This is a genomic window from Microbacterium sp. F1-18 (genome assembly GCF_052921305.1).
Genome location: NZ_JBREVD010000003.1, coordinates 675,710 through 698,077 on the forward strand (window position 1 = coordinate 675,710; position 22,368 = coordinate 698,077).

26 protein-coding genes and 1 rRNA gene are annotated in these 22,368 nt (G+C 71.3%); 2 read left to right on the top strand and 25 right to left on the bottom strand.

What is annotated here, in order from left to right:
- Positions 1-16: 16 nt before the first annotated feature.
- Genes ACU6RU_RS11860 through ACU6RU_RS11870 form a run of 3 tightly spaced genes read right to left on the bottom strand, consistent with a single transcriptional unit; the run spans position 17 to position 1,996 of the window.
- Positions 17-613 (bottom strand): energy-coupling factor transporter transmembrane component T family protein, encoded by a 597-nt coding sequence (locus ACU6RU_RS11860; RefSeq protein WP_120265144.1) that lies wholly within the window; start codon positions 611-613, stop codon positions 17-19.
- 25 nt (positions 614-638) lie between these two features.
- Complete coding sequence (locus ACU6RU_RS11865; protein ID WP_446726618.1) at positions 639-1,358, bottom strand: energy-coupling factor ABC transporter ATP-binding protein; 720 nt, start codon at positions 1,356-1,358, stop codon at positions 639-641.
- The gene (locus tag ACU6RU_RS11870; RefSeq protein ID WP_446726619.1) at positions 1,355-1,996 is read right to left on the bottom strand and encodes a biotin transporter BioY; all 642 of its coding nucleotides are present in this window, start codon (positions 1,994-1,996) and stop codon (positions 1,355-1,357) included. The genes ACU6RU_RS11865 and ACU6RU_RS11870 overlap by 4 nt, the downstream gene beginning before the upstream one ends.
- 51 nt (positions 1,997-2,047) lie before the next feature.
- Between ACU6RU_RS11870 and ACU6RU_RS11875 the strand changes: the two genes are divergently transcribed.
- Positions 2,048-2,731, top strand: coding sequence for a TetR family transcriptional regulator (locus ACU6RU_RS11875; RefSeq protein ID WP_446726620.1), 684 nt, complete (start codon positions 2,048-2,050; stop codon positions 2,729-2,731).
- Here ACU6RU_RS11875 and ACU6RU_RS11880 read toward each other — a convergent pair.
- The gene (locus ACU6RU_RS11880) at positions 2,664-3,071 is read right to left on the bottom strand and encodes a DUF2809 domain-containing protein (protein ID WP_446726621.1); all 408 of its coding nucleotides are present in this window, start codon (positions 3,069-3,071) and stop codon (positions 2,664-2,666) included. The genes ACU6RU_RS11875 and ACU6RU_RS11880 overlap by 68 nt on opposite strands.
- Positions 3,068-3,958: an NUDIX domain-containing protein gene (locus ACU6RU_RS11885; RefSeq protein WP_446726622.1), complete on the bottom strand. Its 891-nt coding sequence runs from the start codon at positions 3,956-3,958 to the stop codon at positions 3,068-3,070. Before ACU6RU_RS11885 ends, ACU6RU_RS11880 begins: the two co-directional genes overlap by 4 nt.
- A gap of 92 nt (positions 3,959-4,050) precedes the next feature.
- Here ACU6RU_RS11885 and ACU6RU_RS11890 point away from each other — a divergent pair, with 92 nt between their 5' ends.
- On the top strand, positions 4,051-4,470 hold the full coding sequence (locus tag ACU6RU_RS11890; RefSeq protein ID WP_289330149.1) for a GNAT family N-acetyltransferase: 420 nt from the start codon (positions 4,051-4,053) through the stop codon (positions 4,468-4,470).
- 102 nt (positions 4,471-4,572) lie between these two features.
- Here ACU6RU_RS11890 and der read toward each other — a convergent pair whose 3' ends face one another.
- The 20 genes from der to rrf all read right to left on the bottom strand — a co-directional run.
- On the bottom strand, positions 4,573-6,099 hold the full coding sequence (gene der, locus ACU6RU_RS11895; RefSeq protein ID WP_120264534.1) for a ribosome biogenesis GTPase Der: 1,527 nt from the start codon (positions 6,097-6,099) through the stop codon (positions 4,573-4,575).
- Positions 6,099-6,797: a (d)CMP kinase gene (cmk, locus tag ACU6RU_RS11900; protein ID WP_120264533.1), complete on the bottom strand. Its 699-nt coding sequence runs from the start codon at positions 6,795-6,797 to the stop codon at positions 6,099-6,101. The genes der and cmk overlap by 1 nt, the downstream gene beginning before the upstream one ends.
- Positions 6,790-7,917 carry a prephenate dehydrogenase gene (locus ACU6RU_RS11905; protein WP_120264532.1) on the bottom strand — a complete coding sequence of 376 codons (1,128 nt, stop codon included), beginning with the start codon at positions 7,915-7,917 and terminating at the stop codon, positions 6,790-6,792. The genes cmk and ACU6RU_RS11905 overlap by 8 nt, the downstream gene beginning before the upstream one ends.
- Positions 7,914-8,690, bottom strand: coding sequence for a pseudouridine synthase (locus ACU6RU_RS11910; RefSeq protein WP_446726623.1), 777 nt, complete (start codon positions 8,688-8,690; stop codon positions 7,914-7,916). The genes ACU6RU_RS11905 and ACU6RU_RS11910 overlap by 4 nt, the downstream gene beginning before the upstream one ends.
- Positions 8,687-9,280, bottom strand: coding sequence for an SMC-Scp complex subunit ScpB (scpB, locus tag ACU6RU_RS11915; RefSeq protein ID WP_120264530.1), 594 nt, complete (start codon positions 9,278-9,280; stop codon positions 8,687-8,689). The genes ACU6RU_RS11910 and scpB overlap by 4 nt, the downstream gene beginning before the upstream one ends.
- On the bottom strand, positions 9,270-10,118 hold the full coding sequence (locus ACU6RU_RS11920) for a segregation and condensation protein A (protein WP_120264529.1): 849 nt from the start codon (positions 10,116-10,118) through the stop codon (positions 9,270-9,272). Before ACU6RU_RS11920 ends, scpB begins: the two co-directional genes overlap by 11 nt.
- Entirely contained in the window at positions 10,102-10,986 is an 885-nt protein-coding gene (locus ACU6RU_RS11925; protein ID WP_120264528.1) for a ParA family protein, read from the bottom strand. Before ACU6RU_RS11925 ends, ACU6RU_RS11920 begins: the two co-directional genes overlap by 17 nt.
- 160 nt (positions 10,987-11,146) lie before the next feature.
- Positions 11,147-11,788, bottom strand: coding sequence for a vitamin K epoxide reductase family protein (locus ACU6RU_RS11930; RefSeq protein WP_120264527.1), 642 nt, complete (start codon positions 11,786-11,788; stop codon positions 11,147-11,149).
- A 92-nt stretch (positions 11,789-11,880) separates the two neighbouring features.
- A complete protein-coding gene (locus tag ACU6RU_RS11935) occupies positions 11,881-12,957 on the bottom strand; it encodes a hypothetical protein (RefSeq protein ID WP_446726624.1) in 1,077 nt (358 codons plus the stop codon).
- 50 nt (positions 12,958-13,007) lie between these two features.
- The gene (gene xerD, locus ACU6RU_RS11940; protein WP_446726625.1) at positions 13,008-13,931 is read right to left on the bottom strand and encodes a site-specific tyrosine recombinase XerD; all 924 of its coding nucleotides are present in this window, start codon (positions 13,929-13,931) and stop codon (positions 13,008-13,010) included.
- 5 nt (positions 13,932-13,936) lie between these two features.
- Positions 13,937-14,503 carry an NUDIX domain-containing protein gene (locus ACU6RU_RS11945; RefSeq protein WP_446726626.1) on the bottom strand — a complete coding sequence of 189 codons (567 nt, stop codon included), beginning with the start codon at positions 14,501-14,503 and terminating at the stop codon, positions 13,937-13,939.
- Entirely contained in the window at positions 14,496-16,190 is a 1,695-nt protein-coding gene (locus ACU6RU_RS11950; protein ID WP_120264523.1) for a CTP synthase, read from the bottom strand. The genes ACU6RU_RS11945 and ACU6RU_RS11950 overlap by 8 nt, the downstream gene beginning before the upstream one ends.
- Positions 16,191-16,208: 18 nt before the next feature.
- Positions 16,209-17,900 (bottom strand): DNA repair protein RecN, encoded by a 1,692-nt coding sequence (recN, locus tag ACU6RU_RS11955; RefSeq protein WP_446726627.1) that lies wholly within the window; start codon positions 17,898-17,900, stop codon positions 16,209-16,211.
- Positions 17,897-18,832: an NAD kinase gene (locus ACU6RU_RS11960; protein ID WP_120264521.1), complete on the bottom strand. Its 936-nt coding sequence runs from the start codon at positions 18,830-18,832 to the stop codon at positions 17,897-17,899. Before ACU6RU_RS11960 ends, recN begins: the two co-directional genes overlap by 4 nt.
- Positions 18,829-19,635: a TlyA family RNA methyltransferase gene (locus tag ACU6RU_RS11965; protein ID WP_289330155.1), complete on the bottom strand. Its 807-nt coding sequence runs from the start codon at positions 19,633-19,635 to the stop codon at positions 18,829-18,831. The genes ACU6RU_RS11960 and ACU6RU_RS11965 overlap by 4 nt, the downstream gene beginning before the upstream one ends.
- On the bottom strand, positions 19,632-19,841 hold the full coding sequence (locus tag ACU6RU_RS11970; RefSeq protein WP_120264519.1) for a hypothetical protein: 210 nt from the start codon (positions 19,839-19,841) through the stop codon (positions 19,632-19,634). The genes ACU6RU_RS11965 and ACU6RU_RS11970 overlap by 4 nt, the downstream gene beginning before the upstream one ends.
- Positions 19,842-19,861: 20 nt before the next feature.
- Positions 19,862-20,902, bottom strand: coding sequence for an HAD-IIA family hydrolase (locus tag ACU6RU_RS11975; RefSeq protein ID WP_289330156.1), 1,041 nt, complete (start codon positions 20,900-20,902; stop codon positions 19,862-19,864).
- Positions 20,902-21,516, bottom strand: a complete 615-nt coding sequence (locus ACU6RU_RS11980; RefSeq protein WP_259455362.1) for a hypothetical protein — start codon at positions 21,514-21,516, stop codon at positions 20,902-20,904. Before ACU6RU_RS11980 ends, ACU6RU_RS11975 begins: the two co-directional genes overlap by 1 nt.
- Positions 21,517-21,563: 47 nt before the next feature.
- Positions 21,564-22,097 carry a hypothetical protein gene (locus ACU6RU_RS11985; RefSeq protein WP_446726628.1) on the bottom strand — a complete coding sequence of 178 codons (534 nt, stop codon included), beginning with the start codon at positions 22,095-22,097 and terminating at the stop codon, positions 21,564-21,566.
- 169 nt (positions 22,098-22,266) lie between these two features.
- Positions 22,267-22,368: ribosomal RNA gene (gene rrf / locus ACU6RU_RS11990) — 5S ribosomal RNA — on the bottom strand; the annotation flags it as partial.

Consider the following 22,368-nt stretch of genomic DNA (forward strand, 5'->3'; position numbering starts at 1 on the left):
CGCGCCCGGGCTCTGATCAGCGCACTCCGCGCGCGGTGAGGGCGTCGCCCAGATCGTCCGCGTGCTTGAGCGCGAGGACGATGAACGCGAGCGCCGACGAACGGATGCCGCCCCGCGCTCCCCGCGCCCGGTGCGCATCCCGCACGTCACGGGCGATGCGGGCGAGCGTCGGCACGGAACCGAGCGCCACCACGAGGAGGAGCGACATGCGCTCGGGGTCGGCACCGACCGCCCGAGTGGGACGGAGGACTCGTTCGAAGAGGTCGAGGAGCGCCGCGACCGGCGTCGTGAGCGCCAGCAGCGAGGCCAGGAGGATCGCGACCAGGATGCGCACGGTCCCGACGATCGCGGGCTCGACACCGAGGAAGACCAGCTGACCGGCGAGCGCGATGACCAGGAGCCACCGCAGCGCCCACACCTGGCGGGCGAGCTCGCGCCAGCCTGTTCCCGGGATGCCGTAGCAGGCCAGGCAGAGGCTCGCCGCTACCGCTGCCGTCGGGGGCGATGCCGGCAGGAGCGAGACGATCATCACCATGCCGAGGATCAGCACGGTCTTGGGCGCCGCCGGCATCCGGTGCCAACCACGTTCTCCCGGACGGTAGAGCGTCAGCATCTCGCCCCGCACGCCGGGGCCGACGTCATCGCCATGTCCTCGCGTACGCGTCGACGACCTCGGACGCGCCACCCGCCGCGACGACGCGTCCCCCGGCCACGTGCACGGCGAGCTCGCATCGCCGCGCGAGCTCGAGGTCGTGGGTCACGAGGAGCAGCCGGTGGCCGGTGTCGCTGAAGAGATGTCCCGCGATGCGTGCGGCGTTCCGCCCGTCGAGGAATGCGGTGGGCTCGTCGGCGACGACGAGCTCGGGCTCGCGCACGAACGCGCCGCAGAGCGCGAGCAGCTGCTTCTGCCCGCCCGACAGCTCGTGGGCGGGGTGATCGCGCAGGTCGGTCAGACCGAACCGTTCGAGCGCTCGGCCGACGCGCGCCGCGCGCTCGGCACGGGAGGCACCGTCGCCGCGGAGCGAGAAGGCGACGTCCTCGGCGACCGTGGGCATGACGATCTGCGCGTCCGGGTTGCTGAAGACGATCGCGACGCGACGTCGCAGCTCCGCCGCATCGCGCACCGGGTCGCAGCCGAGCACCCGGACCGTTCCCCCCGTCGGACGCACCAGCCCGCCGATGAGCCGGGCGAGCGTCGACTTGCCCGACCCGTTGTCGCCGACCACCGCGATCGTTCGGGCATCGAGATCGAGGGTGAGGGGTGCCAGCACCTGAGCGTCGCCGAGTCGCACGGTCGCGGCATCGAGTCGGATGCCGCCGATCGTCGTGGCCGTCGCGCGGGGTCGCCCGGCCGTCATGCCGACGTGGGAGTCATCGTCGGCGCATCGTCGGTCACCCGAGCGTCCGCGCGCGGCCCCCACGTGCGCCGAAAAGCCCGCGGGTAGCCGCGCACGAGCGCGCCCACCACCAGCGTCGCGACGACGACCTTGACGATGTCACCTGGCACGAACGCGAGGTTCGCGAGCGCAGCCTGCTCGATGGGAAGTCGCAGCACAGCGCTCTGGACCGGGATGCCGAATGCGTAGACGACCAGCACGCCTCCGACGAGGAGCCCCGCGACGGTTCGCCACCATACCGGGCGCCGTCCCGCGAGGTGGACGATGAGCCCGACGACCACGGCACCGACGAGCCATCCGACCAGGTAGCCCGCCGTCGGGCCTACGAAGACCGCTAGTCCTCCGCGGCCGCCCGCGAGGAGCGGGAGGCCGACAGCGACGAGGGCGAGGAGGGCGCCGACCGATGCTGCGCCGACCACCGGCCCGAGCACGGCGCCCGCCAGCATCACACCGAGCGTCTGCGCCGTGATGGGGACACCACCGAACAGCGTGAACGATCCCGGCAGACCGAGCACCGCGATGAGGGCGGCGAAGACCGCTGCGCGTGCGAGGTCGGTCGCGTCGAATGCGGGACGGGCCGCGTGGGTCGATCGGGGCATGATTCCTCCTGAACACCGTTCACATGAACGACGTTCAGGTAGAGTAGCGCCATGATCGCCGACGATTCAAACCGCGCGAGTCGAGCACCACGCCGCTCGCGCGACGACGTCGTCGACGCCGCCCTCGAGCTGCTCGACCGCGTCGGGCTGCCCGACCTGTCGATGCGGCGTCTCGCCGAGCACCTCGGCGTGCAGCCGAGCGCGCTGTACTGGCACGTCGAGAACAAGCAGCAGCTGCTCGCCGCGGTCAGCGGGCGCATCCTGCGACCGCTCGCCGCGGCCGATGCGCCGTCGTCGACGACGCTCGACGGCGCCGCGCGAGACCTCGCCCTGCGTCTGCACGACAGCTTGCTCGCGTACCGCGACGGCGCGGAGGTCGTCTCCAGCTCGCTCGCGCTCGGGCTCGTCGAACCGCCCGCGCATGCGCAGCTGCGCGCCGTGGCGGTCGAGCACGGCGCACCCGCGTCGCTCGCCGACACCATCGCCGACGCCATCACCCACTTCGTCGTCGGGTTCACCTTCCACCAGCAGCAGCGGCGCAGCGCCGACGCGTGGGGTGCTGCAGCGGGCACCGTAGCCGCGTCGGCCGAGCGCGTCGCCGACGGCGACGACGACGGGTTCACCGCGGCGCTCGACCTCATCATCGCGGGGGCGACGACGACCATCCTCAGCCGCGCGGATGCTCCGGATGCCGCGAACGGCGGCGCCACGCGGCATCCAGCGCCCCGGCGATGACGACCGACACGACGTAGACGAGCAGGTCGCGCGCGTCGAACACCGTGCCCAGCACGAGGACCGCGGGCGGGAAGGCCTCGGCAGCACGGGCGGGCAGATCGCTCAGCTGCAGCAGCTCGACGGCGATGCACCAGCCCCCGGCGATCACCGCGACGACCGTCGCCGACACGCGCGGCACGAGCACGACGACGAGCACGTAGATCAGCACGGCGTACAGGGCGTCACCCGCGATGTCGGTCGCGGCGGAGTCGGGCAGAAGCCCGTGGACGACGAGCCCGGCGGTGACGATCGCGACCGCTGCCAGCGCCGCGAGCAACCGCCGCGCCCGGATGGCCGTCACAGGCGGTCGCGAAGCCACGATGTCGACACGGCCCGTGCCCCGGCGGCCTCCACACGCGCGCGCAGCTCGCGATCCGATGTCACGACGCTGACCCGGTCGCCCGCGGCCACCGCGGCCGTCGCCGCCTCGACGATCGCGTCGTCGCCTGCAGCCGGCGCCCGGTGGACGTCGATGCCGACGGGCGCCGCGACGTCGCGAGCCTGCCCCTCGACGACGGCCACGATGCGCGGGAACCACGTGTCCTCCGGCAGATCGAGGCCGGCGGCATCCATCCCCCGTTCGGCCAGCGCAGCCACCTGGGCGAGCAGCCGGTCGGCGGCGCCGGCGCGATCGCGCCACCAGCCGTCGGGAACCGAGCCGACCACGTTCGCGACGTCGACGATGATGGTCGGCCGCACCGCGAGCAGGCCGCGCAGCCGAGGCCACGACGCGCCGAAGCCGGGATGAAGCGGGAACGACTCGACCTCATCGATGGGGACCCACGCCAGCTCGCGGCTCTCGGGGTCGCTGATCACCGGGCGGAACGGCGTCGTGACATCGGCCACGAGAGTGCCGTAGGTCCAGACGCCGACATCGAGCACCGACAGGAACCGCGGCGCGACGGCATCCGCGGGCACACCCGCCTCTTCGGCGGATTCGCGCAGCGCGCCGTCCCGCGCGGACTCCCCCGCGTGACGAGCACCACCGGGCAGGCCCCAGGTGTCGCCGAAGTGGCTCCACGACACCCGGTGCTGCAGCAGCACGCCGCGCTCCGGATCGACGGCCAGCAGACCGGCGGCACCGAAGCGTCCCCAGTACCGCTCGCCCGAGGGGGCGACGACCCACGCATCGCCGGGATCGCGCGGGCCGTGCGGCGGGCGCGGGGCGGCGGCGTGATCGTCGGTCATCCACACAGCCTGACACAGCCGCGGTCCACGGGCTCGTGATTGGCATCGTGTTACCGGCTGGGCGCGACGGGAGGTCGCCGCACAATGGGGACGTGGAGTACGAGATCGATGACGCACCCGCCCGCATCCAGCGCGACCTCGTGTGGCGCTGGCTCTCGTCCCAGGCCTACTGGGGCCGGTGGCGCGAACGCCCCGTGCTCGAGTCGCAGCTCGACTCGGCCTGGCGGCTCGTGGGGGCATACCGTGCCGACACCGGCGAGCAGGTCGGCTTCGCCCGCGCGGTCTCGGACGGAGCGAGCTTCGCCTACCTCGCCGATGTCTTCGTCGTCGCCGAGCACCAGGGCGCAGGCATCGCGCACCGCATCCTGCGACGCATGATCGACGACGGGCCGGGGCACGACTTCCGCTGGACCCTGTTCACGCGCGACGCGCACAGCCTCTACGCCGAGTTCGGCTTCGAGACGCCGGACGAGACGGCGATGGTGCGCCGGGCATCGCCCGCCAAGCGCTGAATCCTCGGCCCTCGGCCCGCGTCGGGCGCTTCACCTGGCAGTCCCCGCCCACAAAACCGATGCGTGGGGGCGCGGACTGCCAGGTGAAGGCCGCTCAGACGGTCAGCGCTGACGCTTCTCGCGCACCCGCATGTTGGTGACGATCGGCGTGCCCTCGAAGCCGAAGAGCTCGCGCAGCCGGCGCTGGATGAAGCGGCGGTAGCCCGGGTCGAGGAACCCCGTCGTGAACAGCACGAATGTCGGCGGACGGGTCGACGCCTGCGTGCCGAACAGGATGCGGGGCTGCTTGCCGCCGCGCAGCGGGTGCGGGTGCTCGGCGACGAGCTCGGCGAGGAACGCGTTGAACTTGCCCGTGGGGATGCGCTGATCCCACGACTTCAGGGCCGTCTCCAGAGCAGGCACCAGCTTGTCGAGGTGACGGCCGGTGCGCGCCGACAGGTTGACGCGCGGCGCCCAGGTGACGTGCGCGAGATCCTGCTCGATCTCGCGCTCCAGGTAGCGGCGGCGATCGGCGTTGTCCATGTCGGTGTCGTTGAGACGGTCCCACTTGTTGAACGCGAGCACGAGCGCGCGCCCCGACTCGAGCACGAGGTCGATGATGTTGAGGTCCTGCACGCTGATCGACTCGGTCACATCGAGCACGACGACGGCGACCTCGGCCTTCTCGAGCGCCGCCGACGTGCGCAGCGATGCGTAGAAGTCGGCACCCTGCTGCAGGTGCACCCGCCGACGGATGCCGGCGGTGTCGACGAGTCGCCAGAGCTTGCCGCCGAGCTCGACGACCTCGTCGACGGGGTCGCGGGTCGTGCCTGCGAGGTCGTTCACGACGACGCGTTCCTCGCCCGCCGCCTTGTTCAGCAGCGACGACTTGCCGACGTTCGGCCGGCCGAGGATCGCCACGCGACGCGGGCCGCCGAGCTCGTTCTTGGCGACGGCCGAGACCTCGGGAAGCACCTTCATGAGTTCGTCGAGAAGATCCGCGACTCCGCGGCCGTGGATGGCCGAGACGGGGTGCGGCTCGCCGAGGCCCAGGTTCCACAGCGCCGCGGCCTCGGGCTCTTGGCGAGCGTCGTCGATCTTGTTCGCGATGAGGAAGACGGGCTTGTCGGACTTGCGCAGCAGTCGGACGACCGCCTCGTCGGTCGCGGTGGCGCCCACCATCGCGTCGACGACGAACAGCACGACATCCGCGAGGTCGATGGCGACCTCGGCCTGCGCGGCGACCGAACGGTCGATGCCCCGCGCGTCGGGCTCCCATCCGCCGGTGTCGACGAGCGTGAAGCGGCGGTCGAGCCACTCGGCCTTGTAGCTGACCCGGTCGCGCGTGACGCCGGGGGTGTCTTCCACGACCGCTTCGCGGCGGCCCAGGATGCGGTTCACGAGCGCGGACTTGCCGACGTTCGGTCGGCCCACGATCGCGACGACCGGCAGCGCGGGGAGCACCTCCACGACCTCACCGCCCGCCGTGAAGCCGGCCAGCAGCTCGGTGTCGTCGTCATCGAGCTCGTAGTCGGCGAGCGATGCGCGCAGCGCCGCCGCCCGCTGGTCGGCGAGATGCTCGTCGAGGTTCGCGAGCTTCTCCTCGAGCTGGTCGGGACCGCCCTCGTACTCGTCGTCGGTGGTAGCCATCAGTTCTCTCCTGTCGCGGTGCGCACGACGTCGATGACGGCGTCCACGGTCCGATCGAAGTCCAAATCGGTCGAGTCGACAACCACGACGCCGGGTGCGGCGGTGAGGAAGTCGACGACCTGCGAGTCCGACGCGTCACGGCGGTGGAGCGCCTCGGCGACAGCCGCGGCATCCTCTCCCGTGAGCTCGGCGCTGCGGCGCGCGGCGCGCACCTCGGGGCTGGCGGTCAGCAGGATGCGCACGGGCGCATCGGGGAAGACCACGGTGGTGATGTCGCGCCCCTCGACGATGACGCCGCTCGCGCCGGATGCCGAGACGAGCGCACGGAACAGCACGTTCACGCGCTCGCGCACCTCGGGCACGCGCGCGACGCCGCTGACGGCCGCCGAGACGCGCGGCTCACGGATGTCGTCGGTCACGAAGACATCGCCGACGCGGACCCAGTGGTCGTCGGGATCGAGGGAGATCGCGTAGTCGAAGTCGTCGAGGGCGCGCACGACGGCATCCGCGTCGGCCGTGTCGCCACCGTGCGCGAGCACGTGCCAGGCGAGCGCACGATAGGCGGCGCCGGTGTCGAGGAAGCCGTAGCCGAGCACGCGGGCGACCTGCTTCGACACGCTCGACTTGCCGCTGCCGGCAGGCCCGTCGATCGCGACGGTCACGGGAAACGACTCAGGGGCGGGATGCGACTCAGGCATGGGGGACGCTCGCGATCTTCCAGCCGCGCTTCTCGAGCCCGGCGACGGCTTCGTGGACGGCACTGGGGACGACGCTCAGCTCCGCGAGCCCGAACTGCGCGCCCGGGGAATGCTCGAGGCGGAGGTCCTCGATGTTCACCCCGAGCTCGCCGAGATCGCCGAACAGCCGACCGAGCTGGCCCGCCGTGTCGTCGACGCGCACGACGATCTGCTCGAACCGGCGGTTCTGCCCGTGTTTGCCGGGCAGGCGCTCGACGCCCTCATTGCCGCGGCGGATCGTGTCGGCGAGCGCACGACGAGCACCGGGCGCCGCCGGGTCGCGCAGTGCGTCGGCCACCGCCCGCAGGTCACCGGCCAGGTCGTCGAGCACGGCCACGACGGGCGCGGCGTTGGCGCCGAGGATCTGCACCCACAGTTCGGGGGCGGATGCGGCGATGCGCGTCGTGTCGCGCACGCCCTGGCCCGTCAGGCGCAGCGATCCCTCGGGAGCCGCGACGAAGCGTCCGGCGAGCAGACTCGCGACCAGCTGCGGAACGTGCGAGGTCAGCGCGACGGCCTCGTCGTGCTCGTGCGGGGTCATCTCGAGCGGCATCGCACCCAGATCCAGGGCGAGCCCCTCGACGACGGCGAGGTCGGAAGCGCGCGTCTCGTCGTCGCGGCACACGACCCAGGGCCGTCCGACGAAGATGTCGGCGCGAGCCGAGATCGCCCCGCCCCGCTCACGGCCGGCGAGCGGGTGCGAACCGATGTAATGCGTGAGGTCGACGCCGCGCTTGCGCAGCTCGAGGTAGGGCTCGAGCTTGACGCTCGCGACATCCGTCACGACGACGCCGGGGTGGGAGCGCAGCTCGCGCTCGACGACATCCGCCGTGACATCCGGGGGCACGGCGACCACGACGAGCACGGGGCGGTCATCCGGTGCCGCGAGGCGCCCGGCGCCGTAGTCGACGGCGAGCCGCAGCTGAGCCGGCGAGGCGTCGTCGAGGGCGACGTCGACGCCGAGCAGGCGAAGCGCGTGACCGATGCTCGAGCCGAGCAGGCCCGCGCCGACGATACGCACGGTACCGGCCGTGCGTGCAGCACGGCCGGGGCGCACAGGATCGAGCGAGGAATCGGTCACGGGTTCTCCGGAGAAGTCGGGTGCTCGGGGGCACCGTCGGCGCTGCGCGAGAGCGTCAGCAGCGCACCGCGTTCCACTGTAGTCAACTCCCGGGCGCGTCCCGCCGGGAGGGTTCCCAGGTGGAGCGGCCCGAACTGGCGCCGCACCAGCTCGAGAACCGGATGCCCGACCTCGGCCATCATGCGTCGGACGATGCGGTTGCGCCCCGAGTGCAGCGTGAGCTCCACCAGACTCGTCTCGCCGGAGGTGTCGAGCAGTCGCGCCTTGTCCGCGGCGATGGGACCGTCGTCGAGGTCGACGCCCTTCGTCAAGCGCGCGATCGTCTGCGGCGTCACGCGCCCGCGCACCTTCGCGATATAGACCTTCGTCACCCCGAAGGAGGGGTGGGCGAGGACATGGGCGAGCTCGCCGTCGTTGGTGAGCACGAGCAGACCACTCGTCTCGGCATCCAGGCGGCCCACGTTGTAGAGGCGCTCGTCCCAGTCCTTGGTGAACCGGCGCAGGTCGGCACGGCCCTTCTCGTCCTTCATCGAGCTGACGACACCGGTCGGCTTGTTCAGCATCACGTAGCGCTTCGTCGTGTCGAGCTGCACGGCGGTGCCGTCGACGTCGACGATGTCGACGCCCGGGTCGATCCGGCTGCCGAGCTCGGTCACGGTCGTGCCGTTGACACGCACGCGGCCTTCGACGATCAGCTGCTCGCACACGCGGCGCGACGCCACCCCCGCGTTGGCGAGGACCTTCTGCAGGCGTACTCCTTCGGCATCCGTCATCGCGTCGCCTCTCCTTCGAAACCGTCGGCGCCGTCGTCGAGCAACGGCGAGATGGGCGGCAGCTCGTCGAGCGAGTTGATGCCGAGATTGACCAGCAGCGCGTCGGTGGTGCCGTACAGGATCGCCCCCGTCTCGGGATCGTGCCCGACCTCCGTCACCAGCCCGCGCGAGAGCAGGGTGCGCACGACCGAGTCGACGTTGACGGCACGGATCGAAGCCACCTGGCTGCGTGACACGGGCTGCTTGTACGCGATGACCGCGAGCGTCTCGAGCGCCGCCTGCGACAGGCGCGAGGGCGCCTGCGTGTTGACGAACTCGCTCACGAGAGCGTCGTGTTCGGCGCGCACGTACATGCGCCAGCCGCCGCCCACCTCGCGCAGCTCGAAGCCGCGACGCGGGCCACCCGCCTCGCCGTCGTAATCGGCGACGAGACCGGCGACCGCCTGACGGACGGCAGCGACGGGCGCGCCGACGGCGGCGGCGAGCGCGACGAGGCTCTGCGGCTCGTCGACGATCAGCAGGATCGCCTCCAGCCGACGCGCGACGTCTGTGATCGGCGTGGCCACGGTCGGTGTCGGGTCATCGGTCATAATCGGCTCCCAGCGTGGCGAGGTTCTCCTCGGACCAACGGTCGGCGGTCCAGCGCAGCGTCAGCTCGCCGAGCGGCTCGAGCTGCTCGAACGACAGCGCCGCGTGGCGGTAGAGCTCGAGCACGGCGATGAAGCGGGCCACGACGACGCCGGGCTGCGTGACGCCCGCGATGAGCTCGCGGAAGTTCAGGGTACCCGCGCCGCGGAGCAACGTCACGACGACCGCCGCCTGTTCACGGATCGACACGAGCGGTGCGTGCAGGTGGTCCAGACCCACGACGGGGATCTCCTTCGGCGCGAAGGCGAGCGTAGCGAGCGCCGCGAAGTCGTCGGGGCTCAGCGTCCACACGAGCTCCGGGGCGGCTGCGCGATACTTCTCGTCGAGGCGCGCCGAGCGGGTGTGACGCCGGTCCTCGGCGACGATGCGCTCGGCGAACCAGCCGGCGACCTGTTTGAACGCGCGGTACTGCAGCAGCCGGGCGAACAGCAGGTCGCGCGCCTCGAGCAGCGCGACCGACTCGGCGTCGATGAGCTCGCCCTGCGGCAGGAGGCCGGCGACCTTCATGTCGAGCAGCGTCGCGGCGACCACCAGGAACTCCGAGGCGGCGTCGAGCTCCTCGGGCTCCAGCCCGCGCAGGTAGCCGATGAACTCGTCGGTGACCTTGCTCAGCGAGACTTCGGTGATGTCGAGCTCGTGCTTGCCGATGAGGTTGAGGAGCAGGTCGAACGGCCCGTCGAAGTTCGTCAGCGAGACCCGGAAGCCGGGACCGCTCGGATCGCCCGCGTCGGGCTCGGCCGGCTCGGCGGCATCGGCGAGCCCGTCAGGCGACGGCGCCACGGGCGACGAGCTCCCGCGCGAGACGCAGGTAGGCCTGCGCGGCCTGATGCTCCGGCGCGAACGTGATGATCGGCACTCCCGCGACCGACGCGTCGGGGAACTTCACGGTGCGCCCGATGACGGTCTCGAGCACGTCGTCGCCGAAGGCCTCCACGACGCGCTCGAGCACCTCGCGCGAGTGCAGCGTGCGCGGGTCGTACATCGTCGCGAGGACGCCGTCGAGCTCGATGGACGGGTTGAGCCGGTCGCGCACCTTCTCGATCGTCTCGATCAGCAGTGCGACACCGCGCAACGCGAAGAACTCGCACTCGAGCGGGATGAGGACGCCGTGGCTCGCCGTCAGCGCATTGACCGTGAGCAGCCCGAGCGAGGGCTGGCAGTCGATGAGGATGACGTCGTACTCGGCCGAGACGCCGCGCAGCACGCGCGCCAGGATCGTCTCGCGGGCGACCTCGTTGACGAGGTGCACCTCGGCCGCCGAGAGATCGATATTCGCGGGGATGACGTCGAGACCCGGTACCGAGGTCGGCACGATGACCTCGTGGGCGTCGCGCTTGGTGTCGAGCAGCAGGTCGTAGATCGTCGGGACGTCGTGCGTGGCGATGCCCAGGCCCGCCGACAGCGCGCCCTGCGGGTCGAAGTCGACGGCGAGAACCTTGCGTCCGTACTCGGCGAGGGATGCGGCGAGGTTGATCGTCGTCGTGGTCTTGCCGACGCCGCCCTTCTGGTTGCACAGGGCGATGATGCGCGCGGGGCCGTGACCGTCGAGCTTCGGCGGGGTCGGGAAACCTCGGTATGGCCGACCGGTGGGTCCGATCGGGGTGTCCTCCGTGGGGGCCTTCCCGGCCTTCCGCGACTTGTCCGTCACCGAGACTCCTGCTTTCCGTAGCGTGCGATCGATTCTCGCACAGGCACCCGGCGCGAGCCGATACGTTCGTCGGACGCGCGGGGCGGAAGTTCCCTCGACGGGCGCCGGAAGCGACACCAGCACCGAGGTTCCGACGAATGTATCGCCCCGGGCCGAGGACTCAGAGGCTGCCGAGGACGTCGAGCCGCACCTGCGCGGCCACCGCGATGACGAGGTAGTCGGTCACGACGACGAGCGGGGTCCACGACAGCAGCAGCGCCCCGACGCGCTGCGGCGCGCTCCCCCAGACTCCCTCGCGCAGCGTCCAGCCGATGGTCGCCCAGAAGAGCGGGATCGTCACGAGCCACACGACCATGCACCACGGGCACAGCGAGCCGTACTCGAACACGCTGCGGTAGGCGAAGACGTGGACGAGCACGAACGCCGCCGCGACGAAGCCGGCGTACACCCGCCAGTACCAGGGACGAAGCCCGGCCGGCGCGGCAAGGGCCGAGACCCCCGCGAAGACCGCCCCCGGGAAGAGCACGATCCCGATGATGGAGTTGCTGAATCCGAGCAGGTTCCCGCCGGGGCTCAGCAGGTTGGGCCCGCAGGTGACGACGGGGCTGATGTCGCACGAGATCATGGCCTCGCCGCCCGTCAGCTGCCCGATGTACTCGTGGTAGAGCAGGAACGACACGACCCACCCCGCGATGCCGACGACGATCCAGACGACGGCGAGCGCGGGACCGGGCCGGATGTCGCGTGCCGATGCTGCGGCGTCGTCGGATGCTGCGGCGTCGACGGATGCTGTGGTGGGCATGAGGTCAGCCTGCGGTGTTCGCCCCGTGGTCGGGGCTGCCCCGTGCCAGGAAAAACCGACGCGATTGGATGCCGCGAAGACCGGTCTCAGCCTCAGCGCCAGGTCGCCGTGAGCAGACCGGCGACGACCCCGAAGACGAGGGGCAGCAGGCAGCCGATGGCCGCGGGGCGACCGACCGCGGGCCGGGTGAACAGGTATGCTCGCGTCTCGGCCCGTTCCGCGTCGGTGCTGCGCAGCGCCCCGCCCGGCGACGGCTCCGGATGAGGGTCCGCGGCATCCTCGATACGCGCGGCAACCGCGAGCAGGTCCTCGGTCCAGCGCCAGAACGGGGCGGTCCACCGCGGCAGCGCGCCGCGCGAGAGGAAGTACACGTGGCGTCCGGCGGTCTCGACGTCCACATCGGGCGCCACCGCCGCCAGGCCGGCGCGCACGGACGGCGTGAGCATCCGTCGGACACCGTCGCCATCCGCGGGCGCACACCAGACGCCGAAGTGCTCGTCGAACCCGCCACCGATCTCGATCCGCTCCTGGCCTTCGGGCGGCCGCCAGGACGGCGCGCCCGGCGCGTGCACCGCCACCAGGCTCGCCCGCGGCAGCTCGGTCGCGATGCCGAGGCGGAGGTACGTCAGTGATCGCGGCATCCGGTAGCGGCCGATCCACGTGTCGAACGCGTAGTCCGCCGAGCGGAACGGGCGCGGCTCGCTCCCCGTCACGACCGCGGTCGCCATCCGGCGCTTGCCGAGGCCGAAGACGGTCGCGCTCTCCGGCGGGTCGTCCTCGCGGTGGCGCAGGTCGAGCCGGTTCGCTGTCGCGAACCGTTCCAGACGGTACAACGCGGCGTCCGCCTCCTGCCGGGCGCGACGCATCCCGTCGAAGCGACTCACCGCGAGTGGCAGCACCATCACCGCCGCGATCACGATGGTCGCCCACGACAGGCCCGAGCCGCCCGCGATCGATTGGACGGAGAGGACGAAGAGCAACGCGAGCACGCCCGCCCCGAGCACCAGCACCGCCGAGACGAACATCGCCCGCGCGGCGACCATCCGTGAGGCGCCCCGCCCCGCTTCGCCACGGAGCCCCGCTTCCCCGGGCTCGGGGAGCGGCGCCGTGAGCGCCTCGGTGCCGAACGGCGTGGCTCCGGCGTCGTCCCGGGATGCGCCGCTGCTCATGTTCCCATCCTGCCGTGCCGGGGCTGCGGGGCCGTTCGCCCGCGCGCGTCTCAGCGCGCGCGGGGATGAGAGGTCGCGTAGATCTCTCGCAGCGCGTCGACCGTGACGTGCGTGTAGATCTGGGTCGTCGCCACCGAGGCGTGCCCGAGCAGTTCCTGTACGACACGCACGTCGGCTCCGCCTTGCAGCAGGTGCGTCGCGAACGAATGCCGGAGGGTGTGCGGTGACACATGGGCCGCCAGCTCAGCGCGCTCGGCCGCCTGCTGGATGATCAGCCACGCGCTCTGCCGCGACAGCGGAGCACCGCGCACCCCGAGGAACAGCCGGGGCGTCGCCCGTCCGCGCCGGGAGAGCTCCGGCCGCGCCCGCGCGAGGTAGGCCTCGACCGCGGCACGAGCGTACGAGCCGACCGGCACGATCCGCTCCTTCGCGCCCTTGCCTCGAACGCGCAGCACGTCGCCGAGGGCGAGGTCGTCGACATCCAGCTGCACGATCTCCGACACCCGGGCGCCGGTCGCGTACAGCAGCTCGAGCAGCGCTCGATCCCGCAACGCGGCGAGGTCGGTCGCCGCGACATCGCCCGGCGTGGGGCCTGCGGCGTCGAGCAGCCGTTCGACCTGATCGATCGTCAGTGCCTTCGGGAGGCGCCGCGGCGTCTTGGGCGGGCGCAGCCGCTGCGTCGGGTCCGCGTCGACGATGCCTTCGCGGGCCAGGAAGCGGTGCAGTCCCCGCAGCGACGACTGCAGCCGCGCCAGCGACGTCGCCGCCGGCGGCGGGTCGGCGGACGCCGCTTCTTCCGCGAACCGCGTCACGACCTCCGCCGTGATCTCCGACGTCTCGTCGATGCCCTGCCCGTCGAGCCACACGGTGTACGCGTCGAGGTCGCGGCGATAGGCCGCGACGGTGTGCGACGACAGCCCGCGTTCGACCGAGATGTGTCGCAGGTACGCCGCGACGGCGCGGTCGAGCCGCACGTCCGTCAGCCCCGACGCAGCCGTTCGGCCGCCGCGAGCACGCCCGTCGCCAGGATGCCGTTGCGGAACCGTCCCGCGAGCACGCCGTCGACGACCTCCGTCAACGGCACGCGCTCGACGCGCATGTCGGCCTCCTCGTCCTCGCGCTCGTAAGCGCTCGGTGCCGGACGGAGTCCGCGGGCGAGGAAGACGTGGATGATCTCGTCGTTGCCCCCGGGCGTCGTGAAGATGCTGACGAGCGGCTCGAGCAACTCGGCCACCAGGTCGACCTCTTCGGCGAGTTCGCGCCGGGCGGTCTCGATCGGCGGTTCGCCGGCGACGTCGAGCAGCCCGGCGGGGATCTCCCAGTCGCGGTGACGGATCGGATGCCGGTACTGCTGGATCAGCACCACGCGCTCCTCGTCGTCGATCGCGACGACGGCCGCAGCCCCGGGGTGGTCGACGAACTGGCGGGTGATCTCGCCGTCGCCGAAACGCACCGTCTCACTCCGCACGTCCCAGACGTGTCCGGAGTAGACGAGCTCGCTCGAGACGACCTCGGGCTCGACGGGTTCGTCGCGCAGCTCAGGCATCCTCGACCTCGAACAGCTCGCTCGCGCGGTGCCGGTCGAGGGCGGCGGCGACCAGCCCGCGGAAGAGCGGGTTCGCCTCGGTCGGGCGCGACCGCAGCTCGGGGTGGGCCTGCGTCGCGATGTAGTACGGGTGCACGTCACGCGGCAGCTCGACGTACTCGACGAGGTTGCGGTCGGGTGACAGGCCCGAGAAGACCAGTCCGGCCTCGGCGATCTGGTCGCGGTACCGGTTGTTCACCTCGTAGCGGTGGCGGTGGCGCTCGGAGGCCTTCGTGGCTCCGTACACCTCGGCCGCGAGCGAGCCCTCGGCGAGGTCGGCCTCGTACAGGCCCAGGCGCATCGTGCCGCCGAGGTCGCCGCCGGCGATGATGTCGACCTGCTCGGCCATCGTCGCGATGACCGGGAACTCGGTCTCCGGGTCGAACTCGCTCGAGGACGCACCCGACAGGCCCGCCATGTTGCGCGCGTACTCGATGACCATGCACTGCAGGCCCAGGCAGATGCCCAGCGTGGGGATGCCCTGTTCGCGCGCGAACTTCAGTGCGCCGAGCTTGCCCTCGATGCCGCGGATGCCGAAGCCGCCGGGCACGACGATGCCGTCGATGCTCGCGAGAGCCTTCTCGGCCCCCTCCGGCGTCTCGCACAGGTCGGAAGGGATCCAGGTGACGTTGACCTTGGTCTCCTGCGCGAAGCCGCCGGCCTTGAGGGCTTCGGTGACCGACAGATATGCGTCGGGCAGGTCGATGTACTTCCCGACGAGGCCGATCGTGACCTCGTGCTTGGGGTTGTGGACGGCGTCGAGGACCTTGCTCCACCGCGTCCAGTCGACGTCGTCGGCCTTCTCGGCGAGCCCGAGTCGGCGCGTGATGTAGGCGTCGAGGCCCTGGTCGTTGAGGGTCGAGGGGATGTCGTAGATGCTCGGCAGGTCGACGGTGTTCACGACGCCCTCGACGTCGACGTCGCACATGAGCGCGATCTTGTTGCGGTTGCTCTCGCTGACGGGACGGTCGCTGCGCAGCACGAGGGCGTCGGGCTGGATGCCGACCTGGCGGAGGGCTGCGACCGAGTGCTGAGTCGGCTTCGTCTTCTGCTCGCCCGAGGCTCCCATGAACGGTACAAGCGAGACGTGCACGAAGAACACGTTGTCGCGGCCGAGCTCGTGACGCAGCTGGCGGGCGGCTTCGAGGAAGGGCTGCGACTCGATGTCGCCGACGGTGCCGCCGACCTCGGTGATGATGACGTCCGGGCGGGGTTCCTCGGTCGCCTGCAGCCGCATCCGGCGCTTGATCTCGTCGGTGATGTGCGGGATGACCTGGACGGTGTCGCCGAGGTACTCGCCGCGGCGCTCCTTGGCGATGACCTGCGAGTAGATCTGCCCGGTCGTGACGTTGGCCGCCTGCGTGAGCTCGATGTCGAGGAAGCGCTCGTAGTGCCCGATGTCGAGGTCGGTCTCGGCGCCGTCGTCGGTGACGAAGACCTCACCGTGCTGGAAGGGGTTCATCGTGCCCGGGTCGACGTTCAGATACGGGTCGAGCTTCTGCATCACGACGCGGAGACCGCGTGCGGTGAGGAGGTTGCCGAGACTCGCGGCGGTCAGTCCCTTACCGAGAGAAGAGACCACACCACCGGTCACGAAGATCTGCTTGGTGGTGTTCTGGGAAGAGGCCGCGCGATGAGTGTCCGTCACGGGCTTCTATTCTATCAGTCAGGAACGCGACAGGTTCAGCAGTTCTCGGGCGTGCTCGATCGCGGCCCCCGAATCCGGCAGCCCGGACAGCAGACGCGCCATCTCGGCCTCGCGGTCGCCGCCGTCCAGACGCCGCACGCTCGAGGCCGTCACCGAGCCGTCGTTCGACTTCACGACGGTCAGGTGGTTCGTCGCGAAGGCCGCGACCTGCGCGAGGTGCGTCACGACGATCACCTGGCTGGTCTCGGCGAGCCGTGCGAGCCGTCGACCCACCTCGATCGCGGCGGCACCGCCGATGCCGGCATCCACTTCGTCGAACACGAAGGTCGGCACGGGGTCGGTTCCCGCGATCACGACCTCGATCGCGAGCATGACACGGCTGAGCTCACCACCCGAGGCTCCCTTCGCGACCGGCCGGGGGTCGGCGCCGGGGTGCGGCGCCAGCAGGATCGTCACGTCGTCACGACCCGACACCGACGCAGTGCCGGGCTCGACGGTGACGAGCAGTCGCGCGTCGGGCAGGGCGAGCTCGCGGAGTTCCGCCGTCACCGCCTCGCCGAGGCGCTCCGCGGCGGCGGTGCGGGCTGCGGTGAGCTCCGCGGCTGCGGCATCCAGCGCTTCGCCGAGCTCGTCGCGTTCAGCCCGCAGTCTCTCGATGCGGTCGCCGTCGTCGTCGAGCTCCATGAGTCGCGCGGACCCGCTCTCGAGCAGCGCGAGCGCCTCGTCGAGGGTGCCGTGCACGCGCAGCAGGCCGTTCAGCGCCGCGCGCCGCTCCTCGACGGCCGCGAGCTCCTGCGGCCCGCTCTCGTCGAGATCGGCGAGGTACGCGCTCAGTCCCGTCACGAGATCGGCGGCGCGGTAACCGAGGTCGGCCAGGGGCTCGACGAACGCGGCGAGCGCCGCATCGCTCGCCGCGGAGCGCTCGATGGCGCGCCGGGCCTCGGCGAGGAGCGACACCGCGTCGGGGAGCTCATCGTCGTTCGAGAGCGCATCGTGTGCCGTGGCTGCGGCGGCACGCAGCTCTTCGACGTTCGCCAGCTTCTCCGCGCGTTCGGCGAGCGCCGCATCCTCGCCCGGCTGCGGCGCGACGGCCTCGATGTCGGCGATGCGGGCGCGTAGATCGTCCGCCTCTCGTCGGCGCGCATCGCGATCGGCGTCGAGCTGAGTCAGTTCGGCATCGACGGCACGCCAGGCCTCGAACGCCGCGCGGTAGCGATCGCGCACCGCGGTGATCTCCGGCCCGCCGAAGCGGTCGAGCGCGTCGCGCTGCGCGGCGGCGGACTTGAGGCGCAGCTGGTCGGACTGTCCGTGCACGACGATGAGCTGCTCGGCGAGCTCGGCGAGCACCGCCGCGGGTGCCGGACGGCCTCCGACGCTCGCGCGCGAGCGCCCCTCGCTCGACAGCACACGGCCCAGATACAGCTCGGAGCGGCCCCCGCCGATCGGTTCGACGTCTCCTCCGGCCTCGCGCACCCGCTCTGCGACGGGCCCGCTCTCGTCGACGATCCAGACGCCGTCAACGGATGCCTGCGGCGCACCGGCGCGCACGGCTCCCGAGTCGGCGCGTTGCCCGAGCAGCAGTCCGAGCCCGGTGACGACCATGGTCTTGCCCGCACCCGTCTCACCCGTGATCGCGGTGAACCCGGGGCCTATCGGCAAGGTCGCCTCGGCGATCACGCCGAGGCCGCGCAGACGCATCTCCTCGATCACGTCGCACTCTCCTGCTGCTCGAGACTCGGACCGCGCCAGCCCACCACCGGCAACCGGAACTTGCGGACGAGCCGGTCGGTGAAGGCGGCCGGATGCAGTCGGGCCAGGCGCACAGGGGTCTTCGAACGGCGCACCACGACCCGGGCGCCCGGCGGGAGTTCCTGCGAGCGGCGGCCATCCGCCCACAGGATGCCGGTGCCGTTCGTGCCCGCGCCGACCTCGATCGCCACGGATGCCTCGGGGCTGATCACCAGCGGACGGGCGAAGAGCGCATGGGCCGAGAGCGGCACGACGGCCACCGCTTCGACGTCCGGCCAGATCACGGGGCCGCCGGCGGAGAAGTTGTACGCGGTCGATCCGGTCGGTGTCGCGATGACGACGCCGTCGCAGCCGAAGGCCGAGAGCGGACGCCGGTCGACCTCGAGGACGACCTCGAGCATCCGTTCGCGGCTGGCCTTCTCGACCGTCGCCTCGTTCAGCGCCCAGGTCTCGTACACGACAGCGCCGGAACCGTCTTTCACCCGGACCGAGAGCGCCATGCGCTCTTCGACGTCGTAGTCGCGGTCGATGACCCGCCGGACGGCGTCGTCCATGTCGTCGGCCTCGATCTCGGCGAGGAAGCCGACGTGGCCCATGTTGATGCCGAGGACGGGCGCGGTCCCGCCTCGGACGAGGTCGACGGCGCGCAGGATCGTGCCGTCGCCGCCCAGGACGATCGCGAGCTCGAGATCGGCGACCGTGACCTCCTGATCCAGTGTGGCGACGCCGGGCAGCTCACCGAGCGCCTCGACGAGTTCGGCGCGGTCGTCTGCGGCGAGCACGGGCCGCGCCCCGGCACCGGACAGCGCGTTGAGGACGCGTTGCGCCGCGGCGACGGTGTCGGGACGGCGCGCGTGAGCGACGACGAGGATGTTGCGCATCGCGTCGGTCATCGGGCTCCCGCCAGTTCGTCCACCGTGTGTATCCATTGTGTCGGATTGCCCGCGTCACCAGCGCGGATGCACAGGTGCACGACGTATTCCTGATTGCCGTGCGTTCCCACGAGCGGCGATGCGATGACACCGTGCGTGGCGAGCCCCGCGTCCCACGCCGACCACAGCACGCCCATCACAGCATCCGCTCGGAGGGCCGGATCGGTCACCAGCCCGCCTTTGACGGCGGTCCGACCGACCTCGAACTGCGGCTTGACGAGCAGGACGACATCGGTCGCCGGATCGCACACCGAGACGACGGCGGGAAGGACATGCTCCAGCGAGATGAACGAGAGGTCGCCGGTGATGATCTCCGGCTGGAACGAGGCGCCCGCCATACCGGCCAGCGCCTCGGGCGAGAGGTCGCGCACGTTGAAGCCCTCGACGACGAGCACGTCGGGGTCTGCGGCGATGCTCGGCGCGAGCTGCCCGTGTCCGACGTCGACGGCGACGACGGGGCGGGCGCCGCGCTCGCGCAGCACCTGCGTGAAGCCCCCGGTCGAGGCGCCCATGTCGAGGGCGCTCCGATCCGCGACGTGGATGCCGAACGCGTCGAGCCCGGCGATCAGCTTGTGCGCCGCGCGGCTGACGTAGTGGTCGGCCCCGGCGACGGCGATGGTGGCGTCATCCGCCACGGGGTGGGACGCCTTCACGACGGTGCGTCCGTCCACCGACACGAGCCCCTCGGCGATCAGGGTCGCGGCGTGGCTGCGCGAGCGTGCGAGTCCGCGTGCCGCCAGCGCCGAATCGAGACGCGTGCTCACGCGGCGCCGGTGGGACCGGAGTCGAGGCGACGCGCCAGCTCGTCATGCAGGGCCGCATACGACGCGGCCCGCTCGCTCAACGGCTGATCCTCGATGACGTCGAGCGACGACAGCAGGTCGTCACGCCATTGCTCGGCGAGGCCCTGCGTCGCGCTGTCCGCAGTGGCGGCGTCGCGCTCACCCGGGTCGGCACCATCCATCGACATGGTTCCCACGATACGCGGGGTCAGGGACGGTGGAACGGATCCGCGTAGAGACGCTCCGGCACCCGGAATCCGTAGATCGCACGGCCGGTCGCCCAGATCGCGGCGGCACCCGCACGCACGAGGTCGATCGGGCGGTCGCCTTCAGACTCGATGACGATGTCGGCGCCGTCGATGCGCACGGATGCGGCGCCGACCGTGGTCACGTCGCCCTTCGTCCTGACCTCGGGGTAGGGCTCGTGCAGCTCACGCAGGTCGCCGACGATGTAGGTCGGCCGGGCGTTGGCGGGGGCCGCGAGCACGTGCTTGGGCCGATCGATACCCGTCAGCACGAGCACCGAGCGGATTCCGGCTGCCTGCGCACCGGCGATGTCCGTGTCGAGGCGGTCGCCGATGAACAGGGGCTGCGCGGCGCCGAAGCGGGCGACGGCCTCGTCGAAGATCGGACGCTCGGGCTTGCCGGCGACGGTCGCGAGTCGGCCGACCGCCGTGTGCACGGCCGAGACGAGGGTGCCGTTTCCCGGCGCGATCCCCCGCGCCTGCGGAATGGTCCAGTCAGTGTTGGTGGCGATCCAGGGGATCCCGCCTTCATCCTCCGGGGTGGCCAACGCGTAGGCGGCCTCGGCGAGCTGCGCCCAGCCGACGTCGGGTGCGAACCCCTGAACGACGGCCGCGGGGTTGTCGTCGGCCGAACGGGTGGGCACATAGCCCGCTTTCTCGAGCTCGTGGACGAGCCCGTCACCGCCGACGACGAGAATCGTCGCGCCGATGGCAACGCGTTCACGCAGCAGGCGCATGGCAGCCTGAGGGCTCGTGATCACGTCTTCGGGTCGGGTGGACGTCAGCCCGAGCTCGCGCAGGTGTTCGGCGACGACCGAGTCCCGTCGGGATGCGTTGTTGGTGATGTATCCGAGCCGGCGCGACGCACCCGCGCGGTTCAAGCTCTCGATGGCATGCGGGAGCGCGCCCGGCCCGGCATAGACGACGCCGTCGAGGTCGGCGAGGACCGCATCCACGCCGTCGAGCGGCGTCGCCGTCGTCGATGAGCGGGAGAACAGCCCCATCAGTCGCGCTCCTCCGTCTTGGCTTCCGCCGGCGCCTCGCTTTCGAGCGCCGCGGTCTCATCGATGTCGTCGACCACGATCAGCTCGCGGTCGGCGTCGGTCGCGCCGAGTGCCTCCTCGGCGACGACGGCCCGACGCTGCCAGAGTGCGGCTTCGTCGGAACGCCCCAGGTCCTCGAGCACAGCCGCCCGGGCCGCGAACAGAGCGGGGCTCCACGAGAAGGCGCGGTCAGGGTCGAGCTCGGGGATGTCGAGTTCCTGCAGCGCGCGCTCGGTCTCGCCGAGGTCGAGGCGGGCACCCGACATCGCGATCGCGAGCTCGACGCGGACCTCGATGGGAAGGGTGGACCGGTCGACGGCGCGGCCGACCTCGAGCGCCCGGTCGGGACGGCCGACTCCGCGCTCGCTGTCGACCATCATGGCGATCTGGTCGTCGCTTCCGGAGATGCGGCGGTAGGTGCGCAGTTCACGCAGCGCGAGGGCGTAGTCGCCCGTCGCATAGGCGGTGATCGCCACCGTCTCACGCACGACTCCGACGCGACCGGCCCGGCGCGATGCCGCGAGAGCGTGCTCGTGCGCGAGCTCGGGGTCGTCGTCGATCAGCTGCGCGACCATGGCGAGGTGACGGGCGACCTGCTCCGCGTTCTCCTTGCTCAGGGTCTTCAGTTCGTTGCGCGCGGCACCCGGCAGGTCACGAGCCGTGACGCTTTCGGGGATCTCCGGGCCGCGCGGGATGTCGCGACGCTCGGAACCCTGCGGCGGACGCGACGCACGTGCCCCGTCGCGGTCATCCCGACGCGGGCGCGCGTCGCCGTCGCGGCGCGGGTACGACGGACGGTCACCATCGCGACGAGGGTAAGAAGGACGGTCACCATCACGACGCTGGTACGACGGACGATCACCATCACGACGCGGACGGGAATCACCATCACGACGCTGGTACGACGGGCGGTCACCATCACGACGCGGGTACGAAGGCCGATCGCCATCGCGACGCGGACGGGAATCACCATCGCGCTGCGGACGGGAATCAGCATCACGACGCTGGTACGACGGACGATCACCATCGCGACGCGGACGGGAATCACCATCACGACGAGGACGGGAATCACCATCACGACGAGGACGGGAATCACCGTCGCGACGAGGACGACCGTCTCCGGCGCCATCCCGACGCGGGCGATCGTCATTGGCACGCGGCGGACGGGAGTCGCCGTCGCGAGATGGACGCCGCGCACCGGAATCCGCAGCAGAGTAGCGGGGCTTACGCTCCGATCGCGGGCGGTCTTCTTCAGTCACGACGTTCCTTTCGTCCCGGAAACGAGAAAAGGCCACCCAACATTGGGTGGCCTTTTCACGAAAGAAGTCCGGCGGTGTCCTACTCTCCCACAGGGTCCCCCCTGCAGTACCATCGGCGCTGTGAGGCTTAGCTTCCGGGTTCGGAATGTAACCGGGCGTTTCCCTCAC

Excerpts from the sequence above, each read along its gene's own strand:
- ACU6RU_RS11860 (WP_120265144.1), bottom strand. The coding sequence starts at position 613 with ATGCTGACGCTCTACCGTCCGGGAGAACGTGGTTGGCACCGGATGCCG.
- ACU6RU_RS11865 (WP_446726618.1), bottom strand. The coding sequence starts at position 1,358 with ATGACGGCCGGGCGACCCCGCGCGACGGCCACGACGATCGGCGGCATC.
- ACU6RU_RS11870 (WP_446726619.1), bottom strand. The coding sequence starts at position 1,996 with ATGCCCCGATCGACCCACGCGGCCCGTCCCGCATTCGACGCGACCGAC.
- ACU6RU_RS11875 (WP_446726620.1), top strand. The coding sequence starts at position 2,048 with ATGATCGCCGACGATTCAAACCGCGCGAGTCGAGCACCACGCCGCTCG.
- ACU6RU_RS11885 (WP_446726622.1), bottom strand. The coding sequence starts at position 3,958 with ATGACCGACGATCACGCCGCCGCCCCGCGCCCGCCGCACGGCCCGCGC.
- der (WP_120264534.1), bottom strand. The coding sequence starts at position 6,099 with ATGGCTACCACCGACGACGAGTACGAGGGCGGTCCCGACCAGCTCGAG.
- cmk (WP_120264533.1), bottom strand. The coding sequence starts at position 6,797 with ATGCCTGAGTCGCATCCCGCCCCTGAGTCGTTTCCCGTGACCGTCGCG.
- ACU6RU_RS11910 (WP_446726623.1), bottom strand. The coding sequence starts at position 8,690 with ATGACGGATGCCGAAGGAGTACGCCTGCAGAAGGTCCTCGCCAACGCG.
- scpB (WP_120264530.1), bottom strand. The coding sequence starts at position 9,280 with ATGACCGATGACCCGACACCGACCGTGGCCACGCCGATCACAGACGTC.
- ACU6RU_RS11930 (WP_120264527.1), bottom strand. The coding sequence starts at position 11,788 with ATGCCCACCACAGCATCCGTCGACGCCGCAGCATCCGACGACGCCGCA.
- ACU6RU_RS11935 (WP_446726624.1), bottom strand. The coding sequence starts at position 12,957 with ATGAGCAGCGGCGCATCCCGGGACGACGCCGGAGCCACGCCGTTCGGC.
- ACU6RU_RS11945 (WP_446726626.1), bottom strand. The coding sequence starts at position 14,503 with ATGCCTGAGCTGCGCGACGAACCCGTCGAGCCCGAGGTCGTCTCGAGC.
- ACU6RU_RS11960 (WP_120264521.1), bottom strand. The coding sequence starts at position 18,832 with ATGACCGACGCGATGCGCAACATCCTCGTCGTCGCTCACGCGCGCCGT.
- ACU6RU_RS11970 (WP_120264519.1), bottom strand. The coding sequence starts at position 19,841 with ATGTCGATGGATGGTGCCGACCCGGGTGAGCGCGACGCCGCCACTGCG.
- ACU6RU_RS11975 (WP_289330156.1), bottom strand. The coding sequence starts at position 20,902 with ATGGGGCTGTTCTCCCGCTCATCGACGACGGCGACGCCGCTCGACGGC.
- ACU6RU_RS11980 (WP_259455362.1), bottom strand. The coding sequence starts at position 21,516 with ATGGTCGCGCAGCTGATCGACGACGACCCCGAGCTCGCGCACGAGCAC.